This window comes from Streptomyces sp. NPDC041200 (assembly GCF_055591805.1).
In genome coordinates, this window is the sequence record NZ_JBVIZF010000014.1 from 76195 (window position 1) to 91332 (window position 15138).

At 71.5% G+C, this 15138-nt stretch carries 11 protein-coding genes and 1 pseudogene; 3 read left to right on the forward strand and 9 right to left on the reverse strand.

Annotation, left to right across the window (positions count from 1 at the left end; genetic code table 11):
- Positions 1-249: 249 nt before the first annotated feature.
- The 4 genes and pseudogenes from glmS to ACZ6CL_RS27215 form a co-directional block, all read right to left on the reverse strand.
- Positions 250-2094 carry a glutamine--fructose-6-phosphate transaminase (isomerizing) gene (gene glmS / locus ACZ6CL_RS27200; protein ID WP_468939880.1) on the reverse strand — a complete coding sequence of 615 codons (1845 nt, stop codon included), beginning with the start codon at positions 2092-2094 and terminating at the stop codon, positions 250-252.
- 90 nt (positions 2095-2184) lie between these two features.
- A complete protein-coding gene (locus ACZ6CL_RS27205) occupies positions 2185-2460 on the reverse strand; it encodes a hypothetical protein (protein WP_398300095.1) in 276 nt (91 codons plus the stop codon).
- 67 nt (positions 2461-2527) lie between these two features.
- On the reverse strand, positions 2528-3436 hold the full coding sequence (locus tag ACZ6CL_RS27210) for a DUF4429 domain-containing protein (RefSeq protein ID WP_468939883.1): 909 nt from the start codon (positions 3434-3436) through the stop codon (positions 2528-2530).
- A gap of 156 nt (positions 3437-3592) precedes the next feature.
- A pseudogene (locus ACZ6CL_RS27215) lies at positions 3593-4144 on the reverse strand (RNA-guided endonuclease InsQ/TnpB family protein); the annotation flags it as partial.
- Between the two features lie 314 nt (positions 4145-4458).
- On the opposite strand from ACZ6CL_RS27215, the gene ACZ6CL_RS27220 reads away from it, so the two are divergent.
- Positions 4459-6096, forward strand: a complete 1638-nt coding sequence (locus ACZ6CL_RS27220) for a beta-N-acetylhexosaminidase (RefSeq protein WP_468939885.1) — start codon at positions 4459-4461, stop codon at positions 6094-6096.
- Here ACZ6CL_RS27220 and ACZ6CL_RS27225 read toward each other — a convergent pair whose 3' ends face one another.
- The 5 genes from ACZ6CL_RS27225 to ACZ6CL_RS27245 form a co-directional block, all read right to left on the reverse strand.
- Positions 6097-7113, reverse strand: a complete 1017-nt coding sequence (locus tag ACZ6CL_RS27225) for an RICIN domain-containing protein (RefSeq protein ID WP_468939888.1) — start codon at positions 7111-7113, stop codon at positions 6097-6099.
- 91 nt (positions 7114-7204) lie between these two features.
- On the reverse strand, positions 7205-8371 hold the full coding sequence (locus ACZ6CL_RS27230; protein ID WP_468939891.1) for an acyl-CoA dehydrogenase family protein: 1167 nt from the start codon (positions 8369-8371) through the stop codon (positions 7205-7207).
- A 3-nt stretch (positions 8372-8374) separates the two neighbouring features.
- A complete protein-coding gene (locus ACZ6CL_RS27235) occupies positions 8375-9307 on the reverse strand; it encodes a hydroxymethylglutaryl-CoA lyase (protein WP_468939894.1) in 933 nt (310 codons plus the stop codon).
- Positions 9307-11472, reverse strand: coding sequence for an acetyl/propionyl/methylcrotonyl-CoA carboxylase subunit alpha (locus ACZ6CL_RS27240; RefSeq protein WP_468940104.1), 2166 nt, complete (start codon positions 11470-11472; stop codon positions 9307-9309). The genes ACZ6CL_RS27235 and ACZ6CL_RS27240 overlap by 1 nt, the downstream gene beginning before the upstream one ends.
- A gap of 31 nt (positions 11473-11503) precedes the next feature.
- The gene (locus ACZ6CL_RS27245; RefSeq protein ID WP_468939897.1) at positions 11504-13156 is read right to left on the reverse strand and encodes a carboxyl transferase domain-containing protein; all 1653 of its coding nucleotides are present in this window, start codon (positions 13154-13156) and stop codon (positions 11504-11506) included.
- A gap of 84 nt (positions 13157-13240) precedes the next feature.
- Here ACZ6CL_RS27245 and ACZ6CL_RS27250 point away from each other — a divergent pair, with 84 nt between their 5' ends.
- Positions 13241-13927, forward strand: coding sequence for an SACE_7040 family transcriptional regulator (locus ACZ6CL_RS27250; RefSeq protein ID WP_468939899.1), 687 nt, complete (start codon positions 13241-13243; stop codon positions 13925-13927).
- Positions 13928-13979: 52 nt separating this feature from the next.
- Positions 13980-15137 carry an acyl-CoA dehydrogenase family protein gene (locus ACZ6CL_RS27255; protein ID WP_468939901.1) on the forward strand — a complete coding sequence of 386 codons (1158 nt, stop codon included), beginning with the start codon at positions 13980-13982 and terminating at the stop codon, positions 15135-15137.
- Position 15138: the final 1 nt, after the last annotated feature.

A 15138-nucleotide genomic window follows, 5' to 3' on the forward strand; every position in this document is an offset into this window, starting at 1 on the left:
TCTTGACACCCACCGAAACTACCCGCGCGTAGAGGTGGATTGGGCACATGTGCCGGGCATAAACCGTTCGGCGTGGCGCCGGGCGGGAAGTGACGGTTCCCGCGCGGTGGCCAGCGCCGGCGGGAGGGCGACGCCGGCCCAAGGGGCGGCCCCCGCGTGCGTGGTGGCACACGCGGGGGCACGCCGATCGGCGATCAACTCCAGGGCGCCTCAGGGCTGCTCCAGGGCCAGCCCAGGGCTATTCCGGAGTCACTCCACCGTCACCGACTTCGCCAGGTTCCGGGGCTTGTCGATGTCCCGGCCGAGGGCCAGCGCCGTGTGGTACGCCAGCAGCTGCAGCGGGACGCCCATCAGGATCGGGTCCAGCTCGACCTCGTTGCGGGGTACCACGATCGTGTGGTCCGCCTTGTCCTGCTCCTGGTGCGCGACCGCGAGGATCCGGCCGCTGCGGGCCTTGATCTCCTCCAGCGTCGCGCGGTTCTTCTCCAGCAGGTCGTCGTCCGGCAGCACCGCGACGGTGGGCACCTCGGGCTCGATGAGCGCGAGCGGCCCGTGCTTCAGCTCCGAGGCCGGGTACGCCTCGGCGTGGACGTAGGAGACCTCCTTCAGCTTCAGGGAGGCCTCACGTGCCACCGGGTAGCCGCGCACCCGCCCGACGAACATCATGCTCTTTGCATTCGCGTATTCCGCGGCGAGCTTCTTGATCTCGTCCTCGCCGCGCAGCACCTCGGCGATCTGCTCGGGCAGCTTGCGCAGCCCCGCGATGATCCGCTTGCCGTCGGCGACCGAGAGGTCGCGGATCCGGCCGAGGTGGAGGGCGAGCAGCCCGAAGGCGACGGCGGTGTTGGTGAAGCACTTGGTGGAGACGACGCACACCTCCGGCCCCGCGTGGACGTACACGCCGCCGTCCGTCGCGCGGGCGATCGCGCTGCCCACGACGTTGACGACGCCCAGCACCCGCGCGCCCTTGCGCTTCAGCTCCTGGACGGCCGCCAAAGTGTCGTACGTCTCGCCGGACTGGCTGACCGCGATGTAGAGGGTGTCCGGGTCCACGACCGGGTTGCGGTAGCGGAACTCGCTCGCGGGCTCGGCGTCCGCGGGGATCCGGGCCAGCTCCTCGATCAGCTGCGCGCCGATCAAGCCCGTGTGGTACGCCGAACCGCAGCCGAGGATCTTGACCCGGCGGACCCCGCGCGCCTCACGCGCGTCCAGGTTCAGCCCGCCCAGCCGGACGGTGGAGAAACGGTCGTCGATCCGGCCGCGCAGCACCCGGTCCACGGCGTCGACCTGCTCGTGGATCTCCTTGTGCATGTACGTGTCATGGCCGCCCATGTCGTACGACTCGGCCTCCCACTCCACCGTCTCCGGCGCGGGGGCGGTGCGGCTGCCCTCGGTGGTGTAGGTGCGGTAGTCGTCGGCCTTGATGGTGGCCATCTCGCCGTCGTCCAGGGTGATCACCTGGCGGGTGTGGCTGACCAGCGCGGCGACGTCCGAGGCGACGAACATCTCCTTCTCGCCGATGCCCAGCACGACGGGGGAGCCGTTGCGGGCGACGACGATGCGGTCCGGGAAGTCCGCGTGCAGCACGGCGATGCCGTACGTGCCCTCGACCATGGCGAGCGCGTGGCGGACCTTCTCCTCCAGGGTGTCCGCCTGCGAGCGGCCGATGAGGTGGGTGAGGACCTCGGAGTCGGTGTCGGAGATCAGCTCCACGCCGTCGGCGGCGAGCTTGGCGCGCAGGTCGGCGGCGTTGTCGATGATGCCGTTGTGGACGATCGCGACCTTGCCGTCCGCGTCCAGGTGCGGGTGGGCGTTGATGTCATTGGGTGCGCCGTGGGTGGCCCAGCGGGTGTGCGCGATGCCCGCGGTGCCCGCGAAGCGCTTGGGCAGCCTGGCCTCCAGGTCGCGGACCCGGCCCTTGGCCTTGGCGGTCTTCAGCCCGGCGGCGTTCTGCCCGTTCTGTGCGCCCTTGACCGGCTTGGCCTGGACCGCGATGCCCGCGGAGTCGTAGCCGCGGTACTCCAGCCGCTGCAGCCCCTCCAGCAGCAGCGGTGCCACGTCGCGTTTCCCGATGTATCCGACGATTCCGCACATGGTGTTCAGGCCCTCCCGATTGAATCGATCACGAATGCTCGCCCTGTCGCTCCGGCGGTGGCGGCCGCCGGTCCGGGCGTGGTGGTGACGTCAGCCGTAGACGATGCGGCGCAGCTGGCGCAGCGAGAGTTCGGGCGGTGCCACCGCGCGGTACGGCAGCTCGGCCGTGATCCGCTCGAAGATGTCCGTGTTGGTCAGTCCGCCGGACTGCAGCTCGCGGTGGCGTCGCCGGACGAACTCCTCCGTCGTCTCGTCGAAGTACGCCAGTACGTCCAGCACCACCCGGGCCGCCTCGCCGCGGCTGAGCGGCGTGCTGCGGACCAGATGGTCGATGAGGTCATCGTGGGACATACGGCGATCGAGCATCCGTAGATACTGCGACCCCTCGGGGTGTTTCGCAAGATTCCTGCCCGATATCGGGCAGGCTCCGGTCTTAATGGCGAGAAAACCGACGGAGGACGGCCTGTTTGGCGGTGGTGAACTCCTCCTCGGTGAGGATCCCGCTCCGGTGAAGATCGCCGAGTTCGCGCAGACGTCGCAGCAGGGCGTCGTGATCCGCGTCACCGTCGTCGCCCTCCGTCTCCTGACGTCCCGCGGGAGCCGCGGCCGGGGCCGGGGGTGCGTCGGCGGGCTCCGGCGGGGCGAACGGATGCGGCATCCGGGCCGTGACGGCGGCCGCGACCAGCGCCATCAGTGGATCCTTGCGGAAGCCGTACAGGACGACGGCGTGTGGGTCGTACTTGGGCGCGGCCGTCGCCGTCGCCTTGTCCACGGTGAAGCGGAGGAAGCCGTTCTCCAGTCCGGCGGCGGGGAACCACTCCACCGCCGCCAGGTCCTCCAGCGGGATGGTGCGGGGGCCGCCCGACTTCTTCGACTCCTCCGTCTTCCAGTTCCATTCCAGCCGGATCCGCTCACCGTCGAAGGACACGGTGGCGTCACCCGCCGTCGCCGACAGCGGCACCGGCGGACCGGGCAGCAGATAGCGGTAGGGCGGTCCGGACGGCACCTGGTCGAGCAGCAGGGCCTGCCGGACCTCGTCGACCAGGTACTCGGCGGCGCCGGTGCGGTCCGCGCCGACCGACAGCTGATACGGATCGGCCGCGTCCGGCAGCTTGCCGCCGGTGGCCTGCGCCAACGGATCGGCGCCCGGACGCAACCGCAGTCGCAGCCGACCGGACTTCCGCCCCGGTTCGTACGCGACGCCCGCCAGCGCCTCCAGGGGCACGGTCAGTTCGCCGAGCGCCTGCCGCACCAGGTGCACGCTCTTGTCCCGCCCGGGGACGATCCGTACCGACTCACCGTCAAAGGTCCAAGCACCATCGCGCTGGGTGATTTCCGCCATGGGGTGGATTCTGACAGCCGCGCAGCGACACATTGGTCTACACCTTGACCCCAACTGGACGCCGCGGTACGCAAGATGTCGCGGTACCCACGATGCGACGCTTCGTTGAAGGGAACCCCTTTGGCTGCTCTCACCTGAAGGCGGGAGATTTCTGGCTCAGGCTGCCTTCCGGACCGGCGGTCCGGGAGGTCTTACGCCCTCGACACCAGCCGGGTTCAGACCAGCCCGGACGAGCATCACGCGGGCGGAGTTCTTGTCCCTGGGGGACACGGCTCCGCACGCGACGCAGGCGTAGGTACGTTCCGAGAGAGGTAGTGCGTGCTTGGTTCTCGCTCCGCATCGCGCACAGTCCATGGTGGTGTGCGCAGGGTGCACCAGCCGGACATCCCGCTGGTGCTTGCGGCCCATCTCGATCAGGGCCGCCTTCGTGGCGCCGGTGGCGGCATCGGCCGCCTTACGCGCCATCGACGTTCTGGCGAGGAACTTCGGGCGGAAGTCCTCCACCGCCACCGCGTCATGGTCACGCACAACCCTCTTCGCCCACTTACGCGCGGTGTCCTGCCGCTGCCGGGCGATCTTCTTGTGCGGCTTCGCCGCCGGCCGCTTGGCGGCGCGGTAGCCGTTCGATTGCGGCTTGCCCTTCGGGGCGCGGCAGCGGGCCATCATCCGCTGGTACCGGCCCAGCTTCGCCGCGGCCTTGGCGCCGTGCCCGTTCCACACCCACCGGCACCGGTCCCACTCCGCCTCCAGCGCTACGCGGGCACCGGCGGACACGCGAAGCCGGTAGGTCCACCGGGCATACCCGGCGCCCTCACTGGTCTTCGCTTCGACAGACACGATCGCCAATCTAAACGGGAGGTACGACAGTTGAGAGTTCCTGGCGTGTGTGACCTGCCCCGGAACGATGCGGGGTGGACGCCGAAGCGCCCTACCGGCGACTCGGCCATCCCCGCCCTGCTCCGCAGGAGTCCGATTCCTCCCCGGCCTGAAGCTGAAGGCCGGGGCATTCTGGGAGGAGCCAGGTGAGACGACGCCGTGCTCGGCTGCTGTGCTCCCTCCTGCTGACCGTGGCGGCGGGGGCGGGGACCGCCGCCAGCGCCTCGCCCGCCTCCTCAGCCGCCTCCGCTTCTGGCTCCGCCGCCGCGCCGGTCCCGCTGGACCGGGTCGTGCCCGCGCCCGCCTCCGTACGGCCCGGTAAGAGCCCGTACACGCTTCGCTCGGCGACCCCGATCCGGGTGGGCCAGTCCCGTGCCGCGCGCACCGCGGGCGACTATCTGGCGGGCGTGCTGCGCCCCTCCACCGGCTACCGGCTGCCGGTCACCGCGCGCGGCGGCGCGGACGGCATCCGGCTGCGGCTCGTGGCGGACGAGCGACAGCGCGACGCGAAGGCGCCCGGTGCGAAGGGGCTCGGCGCGGAGGGCTACCGGCTGGAGGTGAACCGGCGCGCCATCACCATCAGCGCCCGCACGTCCGCCGGGCTCTTCCACGGCATCCAGACGCTGCGGCAGCTGCTGCCCGCCTCCGTCGAACGCGCCACCCGCCAGCCCGGCCCCTGGCGGATCTCCGGCGGCACCATCACCGACGTGCCGCGCTACGCCTGGCGGGGCGCGATGCTCGACGTCTCCCGGCACTTCTTCACCGTCGAGCAGGTCAAGGCGTACGTCGACCAGCTCGCCCTCTACAAGATCAACAAGCTGCATCTGCACCTCTCCGACGACCAGGGCTGGCGGATCGCCATCGACTCCTGGCCCCGGCTGGCGACCTACGGCGGCTCCACCCAGGTCGGCGGCGGGCCCGGCGGCTACTACACCAAGGCCGACTACCGGGAGATCGTGCGGTACGCGGCCTCCCGTCACCTCACCGTCGTCCCCGAGATCGACCTGCCCGGCCACACCAACGCGGCGCTCGCCTCCTACGCCGACCTCAACTGCGACGGCGTCGCCCCGCCGCTCTACACCGGCACCGAGGTCGGCTTCAGCTCGCTGTGCGTGCCCAAGGAGGTGACGTACGACTTCGTGGACGACGTCATCCGCGAACTCGCCACCCTCACCCCCGGCCGCTACCTCCACATCGGCGGCGACGAGGCGCACTCCACCAGCCACGCCGACTACGTGGCCTTCATGGACCGGGTCCAGCCGATCGTCGCCAAGTACGGCAAGACCGTGCTCGGCTGGCACCAGCTGACCGGCGCCCGGCCCGCGAAGGGGGCGGTCGCCCAGTACTGGGGGACGAGCGGAAACGAGAAGGAGGTCGCCGACGCCGCCAAGAACGGCACCCGCCTCATCCTCTCGCCCGCCAACCGCGCCTACCTGGACATGAAGTACGACCCGACCACCCCGCTGGGGCTCAGCTGGGCCGGATACGTCGAGACGAAGCAGTCCTACGACTGGGACCCGGGCAGCTACATCGCCGGTGCCCCGTCGTCCTCGGTCCTCGGCGTGGAGGCCCCGCTGTGGTCGGAAACCCTCTCCACCAGCGACCACATCGAGTACATGGCCTTCCCCCGCCTCCCGGGCATCGCCGAACTGGGCTGGTCCCCGCGGTCCACGCACAACTGGGACGACTACCGGCTGCGGCTCGCCGCGCAGGCGCCCCGCTGGGACGCGATGGGCATCGACTACTACCGCTCCCCGCAGGTGCCCTGGCCTGCCGCCGGGTGATCAGTTACTGGTGATGGAGGGAATCGCCGTCGGCGCCCGGACCGGATCGAACCGGAAGACCTGGCCCGTGTCGTCGGCGGCGCAGGGCAGTTGGAGCACCGGGTCTCCCTTACGGGTCGACCCGCCGGGCACCGACACGCACTGGTCCGTGTGGACCGGCCTGATCCGGTAGCCGCTCACCGGCTTGGTGACCCGCTGGATACGGAACCACTCGGCCGTGCCCCGGTGGCCGCAGTAGTCGTCCATCATCTGCGTGCCTCCCTTGGTGCTGCCCTGGCCCACCCCGAGACATCCGTAGCCGAAGACGGGATGGAGGGACCGGAGCCGGACGGTGGCGTCGGCCGACTCCTCCAGGGCGTACACCGGAATGCCACGACGGCAGTCGGCCTGGAAGATGCTGCCCCCGCTCTTGCTCTCCACTTCGGACAGGCACAGCGAGGAGACCACGGAGCGAATGCGGTAGGTGCCGGGGGCGGGGGTGGCCGGAGCGGACTGGGCGGACGGCGCGGCGGTGCCCCGCGCCGCCGGCTCGCCGTCGTCGGCCGTCATGGCCACCGCGAGCGAGGCCGCCGCGCCCACGACCACCACGGCCAGCACCGCGCCGATCAGCCGGCCACGTGGCACGCCCCGGTGGCTTTCCGGTAATGGTTCTCTCCGCTCCGGCTCATCGAGGTTCGGCTCATCGGAGTCCGGCTCATCGGAGTCCGGCGCGGCGATTTCTGTGCGAACGCTTGTGCGGCCTGCGGCAATATCGTTATAAGCCTCAAGCCATTCCCCGACGCGATCTTCCTCCCCGCAGGCGCGGAGGAATGCCGTCAGCGTTTCGGTGCGCGGCAAAGCGTTGGCACGAAGCGCATCGGCCAAGGTGCTGCGTGCCAGCACATCGCCGCGCTCGGCGGCGCGCTCCTCCAGCTGCCGATAGGTCAGCCCCGACCTGTCTTTCAACTCCCGCAGCAGCGCGACGAATTCAGCGGCGTTCCGCGCAATGCGCGGCTCGTATTCCCCCTGGCTCCCCATGGTCCGACATAGTGACGGTGCGCTGCTCGGGTAACAACGCCCTTTCGCGCCACACCGGTTGCACCGTCAACCACCCCGGCAGGGAACCGATTCAGCTCGCGAACCCCAACTCCCGTGCGATCAGCATCCGCTGCACCTCGCTCGTCCCCTCACCGATTTCCAGGATCTTGGAATCGCGCCACATCCGGGCCACCGGGTATTCGTTCATGAATCCGTATCCGCCGTGGATCTGGGTCGCCTCGCGGGCGTTGGTGACCGCGCTCTCGGAGGAGTACAGCTTGGCGATCGACGCCTCTTTCTTGAACGGTTCGCCGAGCACCAGGCGGGAGGCCGCGTCGCGCCAGGCGACGCGGGCCATATGGGCGCGGGTCTCCATGTCGGCGATCTTGAACTGGATGGCCTGGTTGGCGCCGATCGGGCGGCCGAAGGCCTCGCGGGTCCTGGCGTAGGACACCGACTCGTCCACGCAGCCCTGGGCGAGCCCGGTGGCCAGGGCGGAGATGGCGATACGGCCCTCGTCGAGGATGCGGAGGAACTGGGCGTAGCCCCGGCCCAGGTCGCCGAGCAGGTTGGCGGCCGGGACGCGGCAGTCGGCGAAGGACAGCTCGCGGGTGTCCGAGGCGTTCCAGCCGACCTTGGAGTACGGGGCGGCGACGGTGAGGCCGGGGGTGCCGGACGGCACGATGATGGAGGAGATCTTGGGGCGGCCGTCCTCGGTGCGGTCGGTGACGGCGGTGACGGTGATCAGGGCGGTGATGTCCGTACCCGAGTTGGTGATGAAGCACTTGGTGCCGTTGATCACCCACTCGCCGGTGGCCTCGTCCAGCCGGGCCGTGGTGCGGGTGGCGCCCGCGTCGGAGCCGCCGCCCGGCTCGGTCAGGCCGAAGGCGCCCAGGGTCTCGCCGGAGCACAGCCCCGGCAGCCACTGGCGCTTCTGCTCCTCCGTCCCATAGAGGAAGATCGGCATCGCGCCGAGCGAGACCCCGGCCTCCAGGGTGATCGCGACGGACGAGTCCACCCGGGCCAGCTCCTCGAGGGCAAGGCACAGCGCGAAGTAGTCGCCGCCCATCCCGCCGTACTCCTCCGGGAAGGGCAGCCCGAACAGCCCCATCCGGCCCATCTCGCGGATGATCTCGTACGGGAACTCATGCTGCTCCCAGTACTCCCCGATCTTCGGGGCGACCACATCGTGCGCGAACGCCTCGACGGTGCGGCGCAGTTCCTCGTGCTCGGGGGAGAGACGATGGTCGATCGCCATGACTCACATCTCCTTCTGGGAGAGGGCGCGGACGGTGCGGGACGGGCTGGGTCGGCCCAGGTGCCGGGCCATCCACACGCTGGTGGCGGTGAGACGGCGGATGTCGACCCCGGTCTCGATGCCGAGGCCGTCGAGCATCCACACCAGGTCCTCGGTGGCGAGGTTGCCGGTGGCGCTCTTCGCGTACGGGCAGCCCCCCAGGCCGCCCGCGGAAGCGTCGACGGTGGTCACGCCGTGCTGGAGCGCGGCGAGGGTGTTGGCGAGGGCCTGGCCGTAGGTGTCGTGGAAGTGGACGGCCAGCCGGTCGGCGGGGATGCCCGCCTCGCCCAGCGTGGCCAGCAGCTCCCGCACATGGCCGGGGGTGGCCACGCCGATGGTGTCGCCGAGGCTCACCTCGTCGCACCCCATGTCGATCAGGCGGCGGCTGACGGACACGGTCTGCGAGACCGGGACCGGGCCCTCCCAGGGGTCGCCGAAGCACATCGACAGATAGCCGCGCACGGTCACCCCCGCCTCGCGCGCCGCGGTGACCACCGGCTCGAACATGGCGAGCGCGTCGTCCACCGTCCGGTTGAGGTTGGCCTTGGCGAACGACTCGGTCGCGCTGCCGAAGACGGCGATCTCGCGCGCGCCGAGCGCGAGCGCGCGCTCCAGACCGCGCTGATTGGGCACCAGCACCGGGAGCCGGGCGCGCACATCGTCGATCAACGGCATCAGCTGCTCGGCGTCGGCCAGCTGCGGCACCCACTCCGGGCGGACGAAGCTGGTGGCCTCGATGGTGGTCAGCCCCGCGTCGGTCAGCCGCCGGATGAACTCGGCCTTCACGGCAACCGGCACGAGCGTCTTCTCGTTCTGCAGCCCGTCCCGAGGCCCCACCTCGTGGATACGCACCCGGGCGGGCAGCCCCGGGGCCGGGACGGTCATGGGGAGGGTCATCACTCACGCTCCTCGGTCTCGCGGGGGGTGACGACCGCCAGCAGCTGGTCCATGGCGACCGTGCTGCCGGGGGTCACCTCCAGCTCGGTGACGGTCCCGTCGTGCGGGGCGGAGACCAGGTGCTCCATCTTCATCGCCTCGACCACCAGCAGGCCCTGGCCCGCGGTGACCTCGTCCCCGACGGCCGCCTTCACGACGGTGACGGTGCCGGGCATGGGGGCCGTCAGCTCCCCGGCGTGCGCGGCGGCGGCCCCGCCGCGCAGCGCCTCCTCAATGGGGTCATGCCCCGCCACCCGCCAGGCATCCCCGCCCCGCCCCAGCCAGTGGCTCGCGCCGTCTGCGGCGTGCCGGAAGCGGTGGGTGACCCCGCCGAAGTCCAGCAGGACCGAGCCGTCGTCCATCCCCACGAGCCGGGCCGCGGTGCCCGGGGCCGAAGCGTCGGCCTCGGCAGCCGCGGCGCCGCCGCTGCCGGTCCCCGCCGTGTGGTCTGCGGCGGGGCGCCGCGCGTCGTCCGCCTCCGCGGCATCCGGGTGCTCGATGCGCACCCGCGCGCCGTGGGCCCGGCCGCGCACGCGGACCGTCACCGGGTCATGGCCGGGAATCCGCAGCCGGTGGACCGTCCAGGCGGGCTCGCCGCCGATCCGCCACCCGGTGGGCACGGAGAACGGATCGACCCAGACCTCCGCACCCGAGCCGCCGCCTCCCGCGCCATCGCCCCGCGAAGCGTGCGGCTCCAGCGCCGCCTGCCGCAGCAGCGCCGCCGCCGCGTAGACCTCGTCGGGGACCGTGGACGGGAGCAGCGAGGCCGCCGCGCGGTCGACCAGACCGGTGTCCAGCTCGCCCGAGACGACCTCCGGGTGGGCGGCCAGACGCCGCAGAAAGCCGGTGTTGGTGTCCACACCGAGGACGGTCAGCGACCCCAGGGCGGCGCGCAGCCGCCGCAGGGCCGTGGGGCGGTCCGGGCCGTGGGCGATGACCTTGGCGAGCATCGGGTCGTACACCGTGCCGACCTCCGTGCCGGTGCTCAGCCCGGAGTCGACGCGCACCCCCTCGCCCGCCGGTTCGTCCAGGACGAGCACCGGACCGGCCGACGGGAGGAAGTCCACCCGGCCGTCGCCCGCCGCCCGGGCGGTCTCGGCGCAGATACGGGCCTCCACCGCATGGCCGCTGAAGGCGATGCCGTCCTGCCCGCAGGGCAGTGGTTCGCCCGCGGCGACCCGCAGCTGCCACTCCACCAGGTCCAGCCCAGTGGTCAGCTCGGTGACGGGGTGCTCGACCTGGAGGCGGGTGTTCATCTCCATGAAGCAGTACGCGGACGGGTCGGCGCCCGGCACGATGAACTCCACCGTGCCCGCGCCCACATAGCCGCAGGAGCGCGCCGCCCGCACCGCGGCCTCGCCCATCAGCGCCCGGGTGGTCTCGTCCAGCAGCGGGCTGGGCGCCTCCTCGATGATCTTCTGATGGCGACGCTGCAGTGAGCATTCGCGCTCGCCGAGGTGGATCACCTGGCCGTGGCCGTCCGCCAGGAGCTGGATCTCGATGTGGCGCGGCCGGTCGATCCAGCGCTCGACGAGCAGCGTGTCATCGCCGAACGCGCCGCGCGCCTCGCGCCGGGCGGCCGCGATCTCGTCGGCGAGCAGCGCCTCGTCCCGCACCAGTCGCATGCCCTTGCCGCCGCCGCCCGCGGACGGCTTGAGCAGCACGGGGGTGCCGATCTCCCGGGCGGCGTCGATGAGCTGGGCGTCGCTGAGGCCGCTGCCGGACGAGCCCGGCACCACGGGCACCCCGGCCGCGCGCACGGTCTCCTTGGCGCGGATCTTGTCGCCCATCAGCTCGATGGCCCCGGCCGGGGGACCGACGAAGACGAGCCCGGCGTCGGCGCAGGCGCGGGCGAACGCCGCGTTCTCCGCGAGGAATCCGTAGCCGGGGTGGACGGCCTGGGCGCCGGTGCGGGCCGCCGCCTCCAGCAGCCGCCCGATCGACAGATAGCTCTCCGCGGCGGCCGCCGGGCCGATCCGCACGGCCGTGTCCGCCTCCCGGACGTGCCGGGCGTCGGCGTCGGCATCGCTGTACACAGCGACCGAACGGACGCCGAGCCGCCGCAGGGTGCGGATGACGCGCACCGCGATCTCCCCGCGGTTGGCCACCAGGACCGTGTCGAACATCGCATGCGCCGCACTCATCGGGTGCATCCCCTCACATCCGGAAGACGCCGTAGCCGGGCGCCGCGGGTTCCTTGGCCGTGCGGTCGGGCAGCGGGGCGCCCGCGCACGCGGTGAGGGCGAGACCGAGCACCGTGCGGGTCTCCAGCGGGTCGATCACCCCGTCGTCCCACAGCCGGGCCGTGGCGTAATACGCGCTGCCCTGGGTCTCGTACTGCTCGCGGACCGGCGCCCGGAACGCCTCCTCGTCCTCTTCGCTCCACTTCTCGCCGCGCGCCTCCAGCTGGTCGCGCTTGACGGTCGCGAGGACGGAGGCGGCCTGCTCGCCGCCCATCACGGAGATCTTGGCGTTGGGCCACATCCACAGGAAGCGCGGCGAATAAGCGCGGCCGCACATCGAGTAGTTGCCCGCGCCGTACGAGCCGCCGATGACGACCGTCAGCTTGGGGACGCGGGTGCAGGCGACGGCGGTGACCATCTTGGCGCCGTGCTTGGCGATGCCGCCCGCCTCATAGCTGCGGCCGACCATGAAGCCCGAGATGTTCTGCAGGAAGACCAGCGGGATGCCGCGCTGATCGCACAGCTCGATGAAGTGGGCGCCCTTCTGGGCCGATTCGGAGAAAAGGATGCCGTTGTTGGCGACGATGCCCACCGGGTGGCCCATGATCCGGGCGAAGCCGGTGACCAGCGTCGTCCCGAACTCGGCCTTGAACTCGGCGAACCGCGAGCCGTCCACCACCCGCGCGATCACCTCGCGCACGTCGTACGGGGTGCGGGAGTCGACCGGGACCGCCCCGTACATCCCCGCGGGGTCGACCGCGGGCTCCTGGGAGGCCGTGAGCGGCCAGGGCGGCGCGCCCTGCTGGGTGGGGGAGGGCGGCAGGGTGGCGACGATCGTACGGACGATGCGCAGCGCGTGGGCGTCGTCCTCCGCGAGGTGGTCGGTGACGCCCGAGACCCGGGAGTGCACCTCGCCGCCGCCCAGCTCCTCCGCGGTGACGACCTCGCCGGTGGCCGCCTTCACCAGCGGTGGCCCGCCCAGGAAGATCGTGCCCTGGCCGCGCACGATGACGGCCTCGTCGCTCATGGCCGGGACATAGGCGCCGCCCGCCGTGCAGGACCCGAGCACTGCCGCGACCTGCGGGATTCCGGCGCCGGACATCCGGGCCTGGTTGTAGAAGATCCGCCCGAAGTGGTCGCGGTCCGGGAAGACCTCGTCCTGCATGGGGAGGAAGGCGCCGCCGGAGTCGACCAGATAGACGCACGGCAGCCGGTTCTCCAGCGCGACCTCCTGGGCGCGCAGATGCTTCTTCACCGTCATCGGGTAATACGTGCCGCCCTTGACGGTGGCGTCATTGGCGATGACGACCACCTCGCGGCCCGCGACCCGCCCGATCCCGGCGATCACCCCCGCGGCCGGGGCCTGACCCTCGTACAGCCCGTCGGCGGCGAGCGGCGCCAGCTCCAGGAACGGCGAGCCCGGGTCCAGCAGGGTGTCCACCCGGTCGCGCGGCAACAGCTTGCCGCGCGCGGTGTGCCGGGCCCGCGCCTTCTCGCCGCCGCCCAGCCGGACCGCGGCGAGCTTCTCGCGCAGCCGCGCGGCCAGCTCGTGGTGCGCGGCCTCATTGGCCTGCCAGGCGTCGGACCCCGGATCGGCGCCGCTTCGCAGCACCGGTGCCTGCTCCATCGCTACGGGCCCCCTCGCGGTTAGTGGTCGTTAACTCACCCATCAGGTTAACGACCACTAACCCCGCTGTCTAGAATTGCTTCCATGAGTACGCAAGCCCCTGCACCGACCCGCCGCGAACAGATCCTCAAGGAGGCCGCCCGGCTCTTCGCCGAGCGTGGCTTCCACGGCGTCGGCGTCGACGAGATAGGCGCGGCGGTCGGCATCAGCGGCCCCGGTCTCTACCGTCACTTCGCAGGGAAGGAGGCGATGCTGGCGGAGCTGCTGGTCGGCATCAGCGGCCGGCTGCTGACGGGCGGCAAGCGGCGCGCCGCGGAGGCGGCGGAGGCCGGGGACGCCCCGGCGGCGGTGCTGGACTCGCTCATCGAGGGCCACATCGACTTCGCCCTGGACGACCGCCCGCTGATCATCCTCCACGACCGCGAGCTGGACCGGCTCCGGGACACCGACCGCAAGCTGGTGCGCTCGCTCCAGCGGCAGTACGTGGAGCTGTGGGTCGAGGTCGTCCGGCAGGTCTATCCGGGGCTCTCCGAGGCCGACGCCCGGGCCTGCGTCCACGCCGTGTTCGGGCTGCTCAACTCCACCCCGCACCTGGGCCGCCCCGGCGCCCTCCCCGGCCGCGAGGCCACCGCCGCCCTGCTGCACCGCCTGGCCCTGGGCGCGTTCGGCGCCGCCCACGCCCCGGACGGCGCCGCCCACGCCCCGGACGGCGGCGCCCACGCTTCGGACGGCGCCGCCCACGCCTCGGACGGCTCTGGACAGGGGAGGTAACTGGCCGGTAGCTTCGGCTGAGCAAGCGCTTAGCCAGAGGGAGGCCGCAGAGATGCGTCGCACGGTGTTCAACGAGGACCACGAAGCATTCCGGGAGACCATCCGCGACTTCATCGCCGCCGAGGTGGTGCCGTACTACGAGGAGTGGCGGGAGGCCGGTCAGGCGCCGCGCGACTTCTACAAGAAGCTCGGCGAGCTGGGCATCTTCGGCATCGAGGTCCCCGAGGAGTACGGCGGCGCGGGCGAGACCAGCTTCAAGTTCAACGCGGTCATCACCGAGGAGACCGCCCGCGCAGGGGTGAGCTTCGGCGGTAGCAGCGTCCACACCGCGCTCTGTCTCCCGTACATCCTCAAGTACGCCAACGAGGAGCAGAAGCGGCGCTGGCTGCCCTCCTTCGTCTCGGGTGACCTGATGACCGCCATCGCCATGACCGAGCCGGGCACCGGCTCGGACCTGGCGGGCATGAAGACCACCGCCAAGCTGTCCGAGGACGGCACCCACTACGTGCTCAACGGCGCCAAGACCTTCATCACCGGCGGCGTGCTCGCCGACCGCGTCCTGGTCTGCGCCCGGACCGCCCCCGCCACCCCCGAGGACCGCCGCGCGGGCATATCCATCCTGGTCGTGGACACCACGAGCGAGGGCTACGCGGTCGGCCGCAAGCTGGAGAAGCTGGGGCTGAAGACGTCCGACACCGCCGAGCTGTCGTTCACGGACGTCAAGGTGCCGGTGGAGGACCTGCTGGGCGAGGAGGGCAAGGCCTTCGGCTACCTCGCGCACAACCTGCCGCAGGAGCGCCTGGGCATCGCCGTGGGCGCGTACGCGCAGGCCGCCGCGGCGGTCGAGTTCGCCAAGGCGTACGTCCAGGACCGCGAGGTCTTCGGCAAGAGCGTGGCGACCTTCCAGAACACCAAGTTCACGCTGGCCGACTGCAAGGCCGAGGTGGACGCGATGCAGGCGGTCGTCGACCGGGCCCTGGACGCGCACGACGCCGACGAGCTGACCGCCGCCGACGCCGCCTCGGCGAAGCTGTTCACCACCGAGCGCGCGGCCGTCGTCATCGACAAGTGCCTGCAGCTGCACGGCGGCTACGGCTACATGATGGAGTACCCCATCGCCCGGCTGTACGCGGACACCCGCGTCACCCGCATCTACGGCGGGACCAGCGAGGTCATGCGGTCCATCGTCGCCAAGTCGATGGGGTTGTGAC

Bases quoted from the DNA above. Each gene is read 5' to 3' on its own strand.
- glmS (WP_468939880.1), bottom strand. From the start codon at position 2,094: ATGTGCGGAATCGTCGGATACATCGGGAAACGCGACGTGGCACCGCTG.
- ACZ6CL_RS27205 (WP_398300095.1), bottom strand. From the start codon at position 2,460: ATGCTCGATCGCCGTATGTCCCACGATGACCTCATCGACCATCTGGTC.
- ACZ6CL_RS27210 (WP_468939883.1), bottom strand. From the start codon at position 3,436: ATGGCGGAAATCACCCAGCGCGATGGTGCTTGGACCTTTGACGGTGAG.
- ACZ6CL_RS27225 (WP_468939888.1), bottom strand. From the start codon at position 7,113: ATGGGGAGCCAGGGGGAATACGAGCCGCGCATTGCGCGGAACGCCGCT.
- ACZ6CL_RS27230 (WP_468939891.1), bottom strand. From the start codon at position 8,371: ATGGCGATCGACCATCGTCTCTCCCCCGAGCACGAGGAACTGCGCCGC.
- ACZ6CL_RS27235 (WP_468939894.1), bottom strand. From the start codon at position 9,307: ATGACCCTCCCCATGACCGTCCCGGCCCCGGGGCTGCCCGCCCGGGTG.
- ACZ6CL_RS27240 (WP_468940104.1), bottom strand. From the start codon at position 11,472: ATGTTCGACACGGTCCTGGTGGCCAACCGCGGGGAGATCGCGGTGCGC.
- ACZ6CL_RS27245 (WP_468939897.1), bottom strand. From the start codon at position 13,156: ATGGAGCAGGCACCGGTGCTGCGAAGCGGCGCCGATCCGGGGTCCGAC.
- ACZ6CL_RS27250 (WP_468939899.1), top strand. From the start codon at position 13,241: ATGAGTACGCAAGCCCCTGCACCGACCCGCCGCGAACAGATCCTCAAG.
- ACZ6CL_RS27255 (WP_468939901.1), top strand. From the start codon at position 13,980: ATGCGTCGCACGGTGTTCAACGAGGACCACGAAGCATTCCGGGAGACC.